The 12280-nt window shown below is 68.0% G+C and carries 12 protein-coding genes; 4 read left to right on the top strand and 8 right to left on the bottom strand.

Annotated features, from left to right (window positions below; translation table 11 throughout):
- Nucleotide 1: 1 nt before the first annotated feature.
- The 3 genes from CFB82_RS07750 to CFB82_RS07740 all read right to left on the bottom strand — a co-directional run bounded on the left by CFB82_RS07750 (nucleotide 2) and on the right by CFB82_RS07740 (nucleotide 2481).
- Nucleotides 2-439: an acyl-CoA thioesterase gene (locus CFB82_RS07750; protein ID WP_069249274.1), complete on the bottom strand. Its 438-nt coding sequence runs from the start codon at nucleotides 437-439 to the stop codon at nucleotides 2-4.
- A 139-nt stretch (nucleotides 440-578) separates the two neighbouring features.
- Nucleotides 579-1115, bottom strand: coding sequence for an NUDIX domain-containing protein (locus tag CFB82_RS07745; RefSeq protein ID WP_039347430.1), 537 nt, complete (start codon nucleotides 1113-1115; stop codon nucleotides 579-581).
- Nucleotides 1116-1236: 121 nt separating this feature from the next.
- Nucleotides 1237-2481 carry a YbfB/YjiJ family MFS transporter gene (locus CFB82_RS07740; RefSeq protein WP_089483821.1) on the bottom strand — a complete coding sequence of 415 codons (1245 nt, stop codon included), beginning with the start codon at nucleotides 2479-2481 and terminating at the stop codon, nucleotides 1237-1239.
- A 123-nt stretch (nucleotides 2482-2604) separates the two neighbouring features.
- Between CFB82_RS07740 and CFB82_RS07735 the strand changes: the two genes are divergently transcribed.
- The gene (locus CFB82_RS07735; RefSeq protein ID WP_089445426.1) at nucleotides 2605-3519 is read left to right on the top strand and encodes a LysR family transcriptional regulator; all 915 of its coding nucleotides are present in this window, start codon (nucleotides 2605-2607) and stop codon (nucleotides 3517-3519) included.
- Between the two features lie 140 nt (nucleotides 3520-3659).
- Here the strand turns inward: CFB82_RS07735 and alaS are convergent, their stop codons facing one another.
- Nucleotides 3660-6284: an alanine--tRNA ligase gene (gene alaS / locus CFB82_RS07730; protein WP_069247745.1), complete on the bottom strand. Its 2625-nt coding sequence runs from the start codon at nucleotides 6282-6284 to the stop codon at nucleotides 3660-3662.
- 249 nt (nucleotides 6285-6533) lie between these two features.
- Between alaS and CFB82_RS07725 the strand changes: the two genes are divergently transcribed.
- Nucleotides 6534-7754, top strand: coding sequence for a CaiB/BaiF CoA transferase family protein (locus tag CFB82_RS07725; RefSeq protein ID WP_089483820.1), 1221 nt, complete (start codon nucleotides 6534-6536; stop codon nucleotides 7752-7754).
- Between the two features lie 94 nt (nucleotides 7755-7848).
- On the opposite strand, the gene CFB82_RS07720 is transcribed toward CFB82_RS07725, so the two are convergent.
- Nucleotides 7849-8403: an RBBP9/YdeN family alpha/beta hydrolase gene (locus CFB82_RS07720; RefSeq protein WP_089483819.1), complete on the bottom strand. Its 555-nt coding sequence runs from the start codon at nucleotides 8401-8403 to the stop codon at nucleotides 7849-7851.
- Nucleotides 8404-8581: 178 nt separating this feature from the next.
- Nucleotides 8582-8791, bottom strand: a complete 210-nt coding sequence (locus CFB82_RS07715; RefSeq protein WP_011351716.1) for an ornithine acetyltransferase — start codon at nucleotides 8789-8791, stop codon at nucleotides 8582-8584.
- A 244-nt stretch (nucleotides 8792-9035) separates the two neighbouring features.
- Between CFB82_RS07715 and CFB82_RS07710 the strand changes: the two genes are divergently transcribed.
- Nucleotides 9036-10745: a glutamine--tRNA ligase/YqeY domain fusion protein gene (locus CFB82_RS07710; protein WP_089483818.1), complete on the top strand. Its 1710-nt coding sequence runs from the start codon at nucleotides 9036-9038 to the stop codon at nucleotides 10743-10745.
- 70 nt (nucleotides 10746-10815) lie between these two features.
- Entirely contained in the window at nucleotides 10816-11325 is a 510-nt protein-coding gene (locus tag CFB82_RS07705) for a hypothetical protein (RefSeq protein ID WP_143750885.1), read from the top strand.
- A 67-nt stretch (nucleotides 11326-11392) separates the two neighbouring features.
- Here CFB82_RS07705 and CFB82_RS07700 read toward each other — a convergent pair whose 3' ends face one another.
- Entirely contained in the window at nucleotides 11393-11863 is a 471-nt protein-coding gene (locus tag CFB82_RS07700; protein ID WP_089483816.1) for an NUDIX hydrolase, read from the bottom strand.
- An 11-nt stretch (nucleotides 11864-11874) separates the two neighbouring features.
- Nucleotides 11875-12261 (bottom strand): hypothetical protein, encoded by a 387-nt coding sequence (locus CFB82_RS07695; RefSeq protein WP_069247740.1) that lies wholly within the window; start codon nucleotides 12259-12261, stop codon nucleotides 11875-11877.
- Between the last annotated feature and the right edge of the window lie 19 nt (nucleotides 12262-12280).

Genomic DNA, 12280 nt, shown 5'->3' with positions numbered 1-12280 from the left:
GTCAGGCCGCGAGCGGCTCGAGCGCGGCGCGCAGCGCATCGGGCAGCGGCACCGGCCGGCGCGTGCCGCGATCGACGTACACGTGCACGAAATGCCCCTGCGCGGCGGGCGTGGCTTCGCCCTGCGCGAACAGCCCGACCTCGTAGCGCACGCTCGACGTGCCGAGCTTCACGACCCGCAACCCGGCGTCGACCGACTGCGGAAACACGAGCGGCGCGAAGTAGTTGCACTGCGTCTCGACCACGAGGCCGATCGTCTGCCCGTGCTCGACGTCGAGCACGCCGGCGCGGATCAGGTATTCGTTCACGACCGTGTCGAAGTAGCTGTAGTAGACGACGTTGTTCACGTGCCCGTAGACGTCGTTGTCCATCCAGCGGGTCGTGATCGGCAGGAAGTGGCGATAGGCGTCGCGCGGACGCGGTTGCGGCTTGTCGGACATGGCGATGGCGGTCAGGACGAGGGAAGCGAGGTGGACGACGCGCGGCGGCCGCGGGACACGGCGCACCGGCAAGAAGCGGAACGCCGCGCCGCGATCGCTCGCGGCACGGCGGATGCAACGCTGCTGACGGGCCGGCCCGTCACTGCCCCGGCCGGTCGACGAACTCGAAATCGAGGCCGCGCGCCCGCATCCAGTCGGCGAGCGCGACGCCCGTGCCGGCGCGCCACGGGCGCAGCAGCGGCGGATCGACGAGCTTGTATTCGAGCAGTTCCGGCGACAGCGCGACCGTGCCCGATGCACGCACGTGGTACGCGATGATCAGCTCGTTCTTGCGGATGAATTCGTAGACGCCGACGAGTGACACGTGCTCGGCCTTCAGCGCCGTTTCCTCGAACACCTCGCGCGCGATGCCGTCCTCGGGCGTCTCGCCGTTCTCGAGGAAGCCGGTGATCAGCGCGAACATGCCTTCGGGCCAGGCCGCGTTGCGCGCGAGCAGGATCTTGCCGTCGAGCTCGACGATCGCCGCGACGACCGGCAGCGGGTTGTTCCAGTGCACATAGCCGCAGGTGTCGTCGGGGCATGCCTGGCGGATGCGGCCGCCTTCATGGTCGGGATCGGCGCGCTCGGTGAGCGGGCTCGCGCAGCGCGGGCAAAAGCGGTAATCGGCGGTGGTCATCGATGGGAATCTGGCAGGCGCCGGACGGCCGCCAGCCGGCTGCCCGCGCACCCGCTCGGCGCGGGAAAGGCTTCATTCTAGCGAGTTTGCCCGTGCCGCAGACGATCCGGCCCCGCCGACATCAGGGTTGCCGCCGCCCTCGCGCGGCGGTCGCCGCGAAGCCGGCGGCGCCCAGCAGCAGCGCGGCCACCGCGACCCACAGCGCGGGGGAAAACGACCCGAAGCGCGCGGCCAGCGGTGCCGCGACGAGCGGGCCGAGAATCTGCCCGACCCCGTACGACGCGGTCGCGTAGCCCATCAGCCCGGCGGCCCGCTCGCCGTGCAACCGCCGCGCCTCGCGCATCGCGAACAGCGTGATCGCGGTGAACGGCAGGCCGAGCAGCGCGCTGCCGACCGAGAAGCCGGCCGCGTTCGGCCACACGATCCCGGCGGCAATGCCGAGCGCCTGCGTCGCGCAGCCGGCCGCCAGCAGCAGCCGGTTGTCCCAGTGCCCGGGCAGCCGCGCGGCGGTGATCGCACCGACGATCAGCGCCGCGCCGAACATCGGCCAGAACAGGTCGGGCCACGGCGAACCGGCCGGCAGCGCGGCGCGCGCGATCACCGGCAGGAACGTCGCGGTGATGATGTAGCCGAAGCCCGGCATGCCGTACAGCACGACGAGCCATGCGGCGTCCGCGCGATGGCGGCGCTTGTGCGCGTGGTTCGACGCGGTGGCGGCGGCCGCCTGCGTCGCGGCACCGCCCGACGGCACGGCTTGCGCCGGGGCAGCGGCAAACGTGCGCCAGATCACGACCGACAGCACGGCCGACAACGCCGCGAACCCGAGCCAGCCCGACGCCGCGCGCTGGCCGGCCAGCGCGCTGCCGATCAGCCCGGTCACCACGATGCCGACGCCGGGCCCCGCGTAGATCACCCCGCTCCACTCGGGCGCATGCAGTTCGGCGAGCCGCCGCAGCCCCCATTGCGACACGAACACGAACGTCCATGCACTGACGACGCCCGCGACGAAGCGCACCGCGAGCCACACCGGCAGCAGGTGGCCGACACCCATCGCGGCGGTGAGCAGCACGGTAGCCACGAGCCCGACGCGCACCATGCGTGCGGGCGCCACCCGCAGCGCCGCGCAACTGACCGCGCCGACGAAGTAGCCCGCGTAGTTCGCCGACGCGAGCCAGCCGCCGGCCTTCAGGCCGATCGAGCCGTCCGCGAGCATCAGCGGCAACAAGGGCGTGAACGCAAAGCGGCCGACGCCGAGCACGACCGCGAGGCCGACCATGCAGGCCAGCGCGGCCGCGCGTGCGCGGCGGTCGGCATCATCGACGGAAGGCGCGCCGGCGGCGGCGGTCGGGGCATCGGAGCGGGACATGGCGGCAAGGGCCGGCGTTCGACGCGCCGGCCGGATCGGAAATCGGAATGCTGCCATCCTAGCTTGACCAAATGTTCTCGAAAAATGAATAATTAAGAATCCAATCATCGCTCGGAGAGAATCATGGACCTGGCGGCGCTGGCGATTTTCCGGGCCGTGGTGCGCGAGAACGGCGTGACGCGCGCGGCGGCCAAGCTCAATCGCGTGCAGTCGAACGTCACGACGCGCATCAAGCAGCTGGAGGAAGAACTCGGCGCGGCGCTGTTCGTGCGCGACGGCCGCCGGCTCGTGCTGACGCCGGCCGGGCATACGCTGCTGCCGTATGCGGAGCGCCTGCTCGCGCTCGCCGACGAGGCGCGCGACGCGGTGCGCGAGGACACGCCGCGCGGGCGGCTGCGGCTCGGCACGATGGAAAGCACGGCCGCGAGCCGGCTGCCGACCCTACTCGCGCGCTATCACCATGCGTGGCCCGACGTGTCGCTCGAACTGCTGACGGGCACGACGGGCTGCCTGATCGATCGCGTGCGCGACTTCGAGATCGACGCCGCCCTGTTCGCCCGCCCGCCCGAACCGGACACGCTGCCCGACACGTTCGACACGGTGCCGATCTTCCGCGAGGATCTCGTGCTGCTCACGCCGCGCGGCCATCCGCCGGTGCGCACACCCCGCGACGTGATCCTGCCGACACTGATCGCGTTCGAGCGCGGCTGCGCGTATCGGCAGTACGTCGAACGGTGGTACGCGGCGCACGGCGTGAAGCCGGAGCGCGTGCTCGAACTCGGCTCGTATCACGCGATCGTCGCGTGCGTCGCGGCCGGCGCGGGCATCGCGGTCGCGCCGCGCTCGGTACTCGATCTGCAGCCCGAGACCGGCAACATCGCCGCGCACGCGATTCCCGAACTCGAAGGCATCGACACGCTGCTCGGGTGGCGGCGCGGTTATGCGTCGGCGGCGCTCGCCGCCCTGCGCGATGCGCTCACCGACGCCACGCGGCAGCCTGGCGACGCGGCGAAGCCGGCCGCGACCGTGCCGGCCTGACCCGGGTTCGCGCGCCACCGTAGCGATCGACGCGCACGGACCGCACAAACGAAACGACCCGACCGGCACCTGCCGATCGGGTCGTTTTTCATTTCACGCGATGCCGTCACTGCGACGGCATCGCATCGGTCATGCAACGATCAGAGCCGCTCTTCGACCCAGCCCTTCACGCCAGCCAGCGCGCCCGGCAGGTTCGCCGGCTCGGTGCCGCCTGCCTGCGCCATGTCCGGACGGCCGCCACCCTTGCCGCCGACCTGCTGCGCGACGAAGTTCACGAGCTCGCCGGCCTTGACCTTCTTGCTCGCGTCGGGCGTGACACCCGCGATCAGGCTGACCTTGCCGCCTTCGACGGCCGCCAGCACGATCGCCGCGCTCTTCAGCTTGTCCTTCAGCTTGTCGACCGTTTCGCGCAGCGTCTTCGCGTCGGCGCCGTCGAGCGTCGCGGCCAGCACGAACACGCCGCCGATTTCGACCGCCTGCTGCGCGAGCTCGTCGCCCTGGCTCGACGCGAGCTTCGACTTCAGCGCACCCAGCTCCTTCTCGAGCGACTTCACCTGGTCCTGCACCTGCGCGATACGCTGCGTGAGCTCCGACGGCTGCGCCTTCAGCGCGGCCGCGGCTTCGTTCACGCGGGCGTCGAGCTCCTGCACGTAGCGCACCGCGTTGTCGCCGGTGATCGCCTCGACGCGGCGAATGCCGGCCGCGACGCCGCCTTCGACGACGATCTTGAAGAAGCCGATGTCGCCGGTGCGGTGCACGTGCGTGCCGCCGCACAGTTCGCGCGAGAAGCCGAGGTCGAGCACGCGCACTTCATCGCCGTACTTCTCGCCGAAGAGGGCCATCGCGCCGCCCTTCACCGCTTCGTCGTATGGCATCACACGCACGATGCCCGGCGCGTTCGCGAGGATCTCGTTGTTGACGATCTGCTCGACGCGACGGATTTCGTCGTCGGTCATCGGTGCGTTGTGCGCGAAGTCGAAGCGGGTCTTTTCCGCGTCGACCAGCGAGCCCTTCTGCTGCACGTGCGCGCCGAGCACTTCGCGCAGCGCCTTGTGCATCAGGTGGGTGGCCGAATGGTTGCGCTGCGTGCGGGCGCGGCGATGCGCGTCGATTTCCGCGCGCAGCACGTCGCCCACTTTCAGCGTGCCCTGCTCCAGCGTGCCGTGGTGGCCGATCACGTCGGCCTGCACCTTCAGCGTATCGGCCACCGCGAAGCGCGTCGCGGCGTTCGCGAGCACGCCCTGGTCGCCGACCTGGCCGCCCGATTCCGCGTAGAACGGCGTGTGGTCGAGCACGACGACCGCGTCCTGGCCGGTCTTGACTTCGTTGACCGACGAACCATCGACGTACAGCGCGACGACCTTCGCGTCGTCGAACGCGATTTCTTCATAGCCGTGGAAGGTGGTCTTCGCGCCCGTGTATTCGAGGCCCTGCGCGGCCTTGAACTTGCCGGCCGCACGCGCCTGCTCGCGCTGGCGCGCCATCGCGTCGTCGAATGCCGGCTCGTCGACCGTCATCCCGCGCTCGCGGCACACGTCGGCCGTGAGGTCGAGCGGGAAGCCGTACGTGTCGTGCAGCTTGAACGCGAGCTCGCCGTCGAGCACCTTGCCGCCCTTCGCCTCGACGTCGGCCAGCGCCGCTTCGAGGATCGACATGCCGTGCTCGATCGTCTCGAAGAAGCGCTCTTCTTCCTGGCGCAGCACGTCGGTCACGCGCTGTTCGGCTTCCTTCAGCTCCGGGTAGGCCGTGCCCATCTCGGCGACGAGGTCGGCCACCAGCTTGTGGAAGAACGAGCCCTTGCGGCCGAGCTTGTAGCCGTGGCGGATCGCGCGGCGCACGATCCGGCGCAGCACGTAGCCGCGGCCTTCGTTGCCGGGAATCACGCCGTCGACGATCAGGAACGAGCACGCGCGGATGTGATCGGCGATCACCTTCAGCGAGTTGTTCGTGAGGTCGCTGATTTCGGTCACGCGCGCGGCGGCCTTGATCAGGTTCTGGAACAGGTCGATCTCGTAGTTGCTGTGCACGTGCTGCAGCACCGCGGCGAGACGCTCGAGGCCCATGCCGGTGTCGACCGACTGCTTCGGCAGGCGCGTCATGTTGCCCTGCGCGTCGCGGTTGAACTGCATGAACACGAGGTTCCAGATCTCGATGTAGCGGTCGCCGTCTTCCTCAGGCGATCCCGGCGGGCCGCCCCACACGTCCGGACCGTGGTCGTAGAAGATTTCGGTACACGGGCCGCACGGGCCGGTGTCGCCCATCGTCCAGAAGTTGTCCGACGCGTAGCGCGCGCCCTTGTTGTCGCCGATGCGGATGATGCGCTCGGTCGGCACGCCGACTTCCTTCGCCCAGATGTCGTACGCCTCGTCGTCTTCCTGGTAGACCGTGACCCACAGCTTCTCCTTCGGCAGCTGGTAGACCGTGGTCAGCAGCTCCCACGCGAACTTGATCGCGTCGTGCTTGAAGTAGTCGCCGAACGAGAAGTTGCCGAGCATCTCGAAGAACGTGTGATGGCGCGCCGTGTAGCCGACGTTCTCGAGGTCGTTGTGCTTGCCGCCCGCGCGCACGCTGCGCTGCGCCGTCGTGGCGCGCGAGTACGGACGTGGGTCCGTGCCGAGGAACACGTCCTTGAACTGGACCATGCCCGAGTTCGTGAACATCAGCGTGGGGTCGTTACCGGGCACGAGGCTCGACGAGCGGACGATCGTGTGGCCCTTCGATTCGAAGAATTTGAGGAATTTCTCGCGGATTTCGGCAGCTTTCATGGCGTGCGGGGACAGTCTGGCAAAGACGGCTTCAAACGCCGGCGCCCTCGTCGGGGCGCGCGGCGGCATGGATTCGGAAACGATCGATTATACGGGATCGGGGCCGGCTTCCGGGCAAAGCGGCGGAAAGCGGCTCGGCCCTCCCGCCGGCCCGGGTGGGCCACTCGCACAGCCGATTCGCCGTAAGATGCTCGGCATGCCAACCGGCCCTGCCCGACAAGGCGAGCCATGAAAGGAGACGATTCGACGATGGGTGCCCTGAGCCATATCCGCGTGCTGGACCTCACCCGCGTGCTCGCGGGCCCGTGGTGCGCGCAGACGCTTGCCGATTTCGGCGCGGACGTGATCAAGGTCGAGCGCCCGGGCGCCGGCGACGACACGCGCCACTGGGGGCCGCCGTACCTGAAGGACCCGGACGGCGCGGATACCGCCGAGGCCGCGTACTACCTCGCGGCGAACCGCAACAAGCGCTCGGTGACGATCGACATCGCGACACCCGAGGGCCAGCAGATCGTGCGCGAGCTCGCCGCGCAGAGCGACGTCGTGCTCGAGAACTACAAGGTCGGCCAGTTGAAGAAATACGGGCTCGACTACGACTCGCTGCGCGCGGTGAAGCCCGACCTCGTCTACTGCTCGGTCACCGGCTTCGGCCAGACCGGCCCGTACGCGCACCGCGCGGGCTACGACTTCATCATCCAGGGGATCGGCGGCTTCATGAGCATCACCGGCGAGCGCGACGGCGAGCCGGGCGGCGGCCCGCAGAAGGCCGGCGTCGCGATCGCCGACCTCGCAACCGGCCTCTATTCGACGATCGCGGTGCTCGCCGCGCTCGCGCACCGCGACCGGACCGGCGAAGGCCAGTACATCGACATGGCGCTGCTCGACGTGCAGGTCGCGCTGCTCGCGAACATGAACACCAACTTCCTCGCGAGCGGCAAGCCGCCGGTGCGCTGGGGCAACGCGCATCCGAACATCGTGCCGTACCAGACGTTCCAGACGCGCGACGGCTGGATCATCGTCGCGGTCGGCAACGACGGGCAGTTCCGCAAGTTCGTCGAGGCCGGCGGCCGGCCTGAGCTGGCGGACGACGAGCGTTTCGCGACGAACCCGTCGCGCGTGCGCCACCGCGACACGCTGGTGCCGATCCTCGCGGAGATGGTGAAGGCGCGCGACAAGGCCGACTGGATCGGTGCGCTCGAAGCCGCCGGCGTGCCGTGCGGCCCGATCAACGATCTCGGCGAGGTGTTCGACAACGAGCAGGTCGTCGCGCGCGGGATGCAGGTGTCGCTGCCGCACCCGTGCGGCGCGGACGCGAAGCTCGTGCGCAACCCGATCCGGATGAGCGCGACGCCGCCGGAAGCACGCACGGCCCCGCCGCTGCTCGGTGCGCAGACCGACGACGTGCTGCGCGACATGCTCGGCTACGACGACGCGAAGATCGCCTCGCTGCGGGCGAAACAGGCGATCTGAACGCGGCGGATGGTACGGGTGCGGATGGCCGGCGTGGCAGCGGCCTCAACCGCCGCCCTGCCTCGCGCGGTCAATCGAGCTGTCAATCCAACGGTCAATCGCGACGGGCGAGCGCGTCGAGCCAGCCGCGCGCATCGGGCCAGTCGCCCAGCCCGCTGTCCGCATTGATGTGGCCGCGCGGGCCGATATCGTGGAATGCGCTGCCCCACGCGTTCGCGCAAGTACGGGCGAACGCGAGCGAGCCATACGGATCGTCGCTGCTGGCGACGACGCAGGTCGGAAACGGCAGCCGTTCGTATGGCACGGGCCCGAAGCCGTGCGCGTCGGTCGGAAACGCGGGATCGTCGGGATCGGGCAGCGCGACGAGCAGCGCGCCGCGCACTTTCGCGAGCGCGGCCGGGCGCGCATAGCGCGTCGCCCACCACGCGGTGGTCAGCGTACCGAGGCTGTGGCCGGCAATCAGCACCGGCCCGCGCGCGGCTTCAACGGCGCGATCGAGCGCGAGACACCAGCCGTTGCGGAACGCCCGGTCCCAGTCGGGCATCGCGACGCGCGAGAAACGTGCATCGGCACGCTCCCAGCGGCTCTGCCAGTGGAGCGGGCCCGAATTGGCGTAGCCCGGCAGGACGAGAACGGGAAATCGGCTCATGGAAAGTGCGTCGACGGGCGAAATCGTTATGGTGCGTCGACGCAGTGTCGCACACCCGTTCCTCCCTGATGCTGCCTGTCTGATACCGGAAGGATGTGCGTGGGGTCGGGACGCGTCGAGCGCAGCGTCTCGCCCGGACGGCGAGCCGCCTGGCAGGCGGCTCGCGTCATGTCATCGGTCAGCGCACGTTCGCGCCGACGATACCGCCTGCCGCTGCGCCGGCGACCGTGCCGAGCGGGCCGCCCGTGACCAGGTAGCCGAGCGCGCCGCCCGCGGCTGCGCCGATACCGGCATTGCGCTGCGTATGCGTCATGGCGCATGCGCCGAGTTGCGACAGGGCCGCGACGATCACGGCGGTACGAACGATAAACGTGGTCTTCTTCATCATGATTTTTTTGTCCTCCCGCCGCACGGCATCCCGAACGGCGGCATTGATTTGGTGAAGGCATCATAGGCAACGCCAAACGGCCCGGGCAATCCGATTTACGTCGTGTTACAGCCGACACAATATCGAGATAATCGGTCGAAACCCGCCCCCGCCATGCCGCAAGCCGCGCGGGACGGACCCCGGTCAGGTAGAATTACAGGATTAAACCGGCGCGACGCGCCGACACAACCCTGACGCCATCCGCATGAGCACCGAACGCAACGACGCCCCCGCGGCTTCCAATTTCATCCGCAACATCATCGACGACGACAACCGCACCGGCAAATGGGGCGGCCGCGTCGAGACGCGCTTTCCGCCCGAGCCGAACGGCTATCTGCACATCGGCCATGCCAAGAGCATCTGCCTGAACTTCAGCGTCGCGCGCGACTACGGTGGCGTGTGCCACCTGCGCTTCGACGATACGAACCCGGAAAAGGAAAGCGTCGAGTACGTCGATTCGATCGTCGACGCGGTGCGCTGGCTCGGTTTCGACTGGCGCAAGGACGCGGTCGATCACCAGTACTTCGCTAGCGACTACTACGACAAGCTGTACGAGTTCGCCGAGCTGCTGATCCAGCGCGGCAAGGCGTATGTCGACAGCCAGAGCGCCGATGAAATGCGCGCGAACCGCGGCTCGCTGACGGAAGGCGGCAAGCCGTCGCCGTTCCGCGATCGCACGCCGGAAGAAAACCTCGACCTGTTCCGCCGCATGAAGGCAGGCGAGTTCAAGGAAGGCGAGCACGTGCTGCGCGCGAAGATCGACATGGCTTCGCCGAACATGAACATGCGCGACCCGGTGATCTACCGGATCCGCTATGCGCACCACTACCGCACCGGCGACGCATGGTGCGTGTATCCGATGTACGACTACACGCACTGCATCTCGGATGCGCTCGAAGGCATCACGCATTCGCTGTGCACGCTCGAATTCGAGGATCACCGCCCGCTGTACGACTGGGTGCTGAACGAACTCGCGGAAGCCGGCATGTTCACGCGCCCGCTGCCGCAACAGATCGAATTCTCGCGACTGAACCTCACGTACGCGATCACCAGCAAGCGCAAGCTGCTGCAGCTCGTGACCGAAGGCCACGTCGACGGCTGGGACGACCCGCGGATGCCGACGATCGTCGGCGTGCGCCGCCGCGGCTTCACGCCGGAGAGCATCCACCTGTTCTGCGAGCGGATCGGCGTGACGAAGATCGACTCGTGGATCGACATGAGCATCTTCGAAGGCGCGCTGCGCGACGACCTCGACGACAAGGCGGCACGTACCGTCGCCGTGCTCGATCCGCTGAAGCTCGTGATCGACAACTATCCGGAAGACCTCGAGGAAGCCTGCACGGCGCCCGTGCATCCGCACCACCCGGATCGCGGCGTGCGCACGTTCCCGATCTCGCGCGAGCTGTGGATCGAGCGCGAGGACTTCGTCGAGAACCCGCCGAAGGGCTATTTCCGCCTGTTCCCGGGCAACAAGGTGCGCCTGCGCTACGGCTACGTGATCGAGTGCACGGGCTTCGACAAGGACGCCGACGGCAACGTGACGGCCGTGCACTGCAACTACTTCCCGGACAGCAAGTCGGGCACCGAAGGCGCGAACACGTACAAGGTCAAGGGCAACATCCACTGGGTCAGCGCGAAGCATGCGCAGCCGGCCGAAGTGCGGATCTACGACCGCCTGTTCAAGGAACCGCATCCGGACGCGGGCGGCGCGAACTTCCTCGAGACGCTGAATCCTGACTCGAAGAAGATCGTGCAGGCATACATCGAACCGGGCAACGACGACGTCGCGCCGGAAACGCGCCTGCAGTTCGAGCGCCACGGCTACTTTGTTGCAGACCGTGTCGATTCGAAGCCGGGCAAGCCGGTGTTCAACCGGATCGTCGGGCTGCGCGACAGCTGGGGCAAGCCGGCCTGACGGTTGGTCGGGCGCAGTGCCGAACGCACGCGCCCGGTCAGATCGTCATTCGCGGTCAACGGCTGCACCGATGCGTAGCCCGATTGACCGATCGTCGGGGCAGCCTTCCCCGGACTCCATGTCAGGAACCGTTACCGTGGCATATTCGCTTCAGGCCATTGTCGCCAGATCCGGCGCGTTTTCGTCCGCGCCATTGCCGCAAGGGCTGCACGTCGTTCGCCTGCGCGGTGACATCGACATGATCCCGCTCCACACTGCATTCCGGAAGGCTCACGACATCCCGTTCTGTCCGTTTACCGACGGCGACGGTACGGTGCTCCCGCCCGCACTTCTATCGCTGTGCCAACAATGGAGTGCGCAATTTGCGCTCGCCTATATCGAAGCCGAATTCTTTGGCGGCAGCGGCTGCCAGGCACATGCGCTCTTTTCGGATGGCCGTGCGGCCAGCCCGCTCGTCGTGTCGGACCATGCGATCAACGAAGCGCTTCGCTATCTCGGCGTCGCCAAAGGCGAGGCGCGCGACGAATTCGAAGCGATCGGGCTCGACCAGCATCGCGACACGGACCGATGGACTACGTGACCCACTGACGACGAATTGGATGAACGAAAAAACCGGCTTTCGCCGGTTTTTTTTATGCATGCTGAGGTCACGGACCCATCAACCGCCGATGCAAATCCACCAGCGACAGCTTCGTGCGAAACAACCGTGCGAGGCTGCGGCTCGCATACGCGTCGATGTCGCCGGGTGTGGTCCAGCGATACGCATCCATCTCTGGAATCATCGAGCCGTCGCGACGGCTTGGAAACAGCGACGTGCACGTACAGTGCGCGAGATCGACTTCGTCGTCGGCCACGCGCACCGCGAACAGGTGCAGATCCTTGTCGTGCCGGTAAGCGAAGCGGCCGAGGTCGAGCAGCCGATCGGCGCCGAACGCGATGCCGGTTTCCTCGAGCAGTTCACGCAGCGCCGCGTCGGCCGGCGTCTCGCCCGGCTCGCCCTGCCCCTTCGGGATATCCCAGTGCGTGGTATCCGTCGCGTGCGCGAGGAACACGCGGCCGGCTCCATCGAGGATCACGACGCCGCACGACACCGTGCGCGGCGCGCCGCCCCGCTTCATCACGTGCGTGCTCAGCGCTTCTGCAGTTGCCACTTGCCCGCGGCCGTCTTGCAGTAGACGGGCTTGAGCGTCATCGTCTGGCCCTTCGCGGTGATCTCGGTGGCGATTTCGCGGCAGGTCTTGCCGTCCGTCTCGGTCGTGCTCGGCGTGAGCTTCGCGTCGATCTGCGTGCCGCGGCCGCTGCTCTGCCACGTCGTGGTTTCGCCGTCCTTGCCTTCGTCGCGCACCTGCACGACCGCCTTCGAGAGCGACGCGCGGTCGGTCTTGTTGAAATAGCTGATCGGCGTGTCGTTCAGGAAGTTCAGGTTGTTCTGTGCATGGGCGGGCAGCATCGCGGCTGCGCACGCGGCGCCGGCCAGCACACGCGTGACGACGGAAAGGGATGCACGCATCGACATGTTTTTTCTCCTTGGATGT

It is taken from the genome of Burkholderia sp. HI2714, from assembly GCF_002223085.1.
GTDB lineage: Bacteria > Pseudomonadota > Gammaproteobacteria > Burkholderiales > Burkholderiaceae > Burkholderia > Burkholderia lata_D.
Note: the sequence above shows the minus strand (reverse complement) of the source record. Positions and strands in the feature narration are given on the sequence as shown.

Excerpts from the sequence above, each read along its gene's own strand:
- CFB82_RS07750 (WP_069249274.1), bottom strand. The coding sequence starts at position 439 with ATGTCCGACAAGCCGCAACCGCGTCCGCGCGACGCCTATCGCCACTTC.
- CFB82_RS07710 (WP_089483818.1), top strand. The coding sequence starts at position 9,036 with ATGAGCACCGAACGCAACGACGCCCCCGCGGCTTCCAATTTCATCCGC.
- CFB82_RS07735 (WP_089445426.1), top strand. The coding sequence starts at position 2,605 with ATGGACCTGGCGGCGCTGGCGATTTTCCGGGCCGTGGTGCGCGAGAAC.
- alaS (WP_069247745.1), bottom strand. The coding sequence starts at position 6,284 with ATGAAAGCTGCCGAAATCCGCGAGAAATTCCTCAAATTCTTCGAATCG.
- CFB82_RS07705 (WP_143750885.1), top strand. The coding sequence starts at position 10,816 with ATGCGTAGCCCGATTGACCGATCGTCGGGGCAGCCTTCCCCGGACTCC.
- CFB82_RS07725 (WP_089483820.1), top strand. The coding sequence starts at position 6,534 with ATGGGTGCCCTGAGCCATATCCGCGTGCTGGACCTCACCCGCGTGCTC.
- CFB82_RS07700 (WP_089483816.1), bottom strand. The coding sequence starts at position 11,863 with ATGAAGCGGGGCGGCGCGCCGCGCACGGTGTCGTGCGGCGTCGTGATC.
- CFB82_RS07745 (WP_039347430.1), bottom strand. The coding sequence starts at position 1,115 with ATGACCACCGCCGATTACCGCTTTTGCCCGCGCTGCGCGAGCCCGCTC.
- CFB82_RS07695 (WP_069247740.1), bottom strand. The coding sequence starts at position 12,261 with ATGTCGATGCGTGCATCCCTTTCCGTCGTCACGCGTGTGCTGGCCGGC.
- CFB82_RS07740 (WP_089483821.1), bottom strand. The coding sequence starts at position 2,481 with ATGTCCCGCTCCGATGCCCCGACCGCCGCCGCCGGCGCGCCTTCCGTC.
- CFB82_RS07720 (WP_089483819.1), bottom strand. The coding sequence starts at position 8,403 with ATGAGCCGATTTCCCGTTCTCGTCCTGCCGGGCTACGCCAATTCGGGC.
- CFB82_RS07715 (WP_011351716.1), bottom strand. The coding sequence starts at position 8,791 with ATGATGAAGAAGACCACGTTTATCGTTCGTACCGCCGTGATCGTCGCG.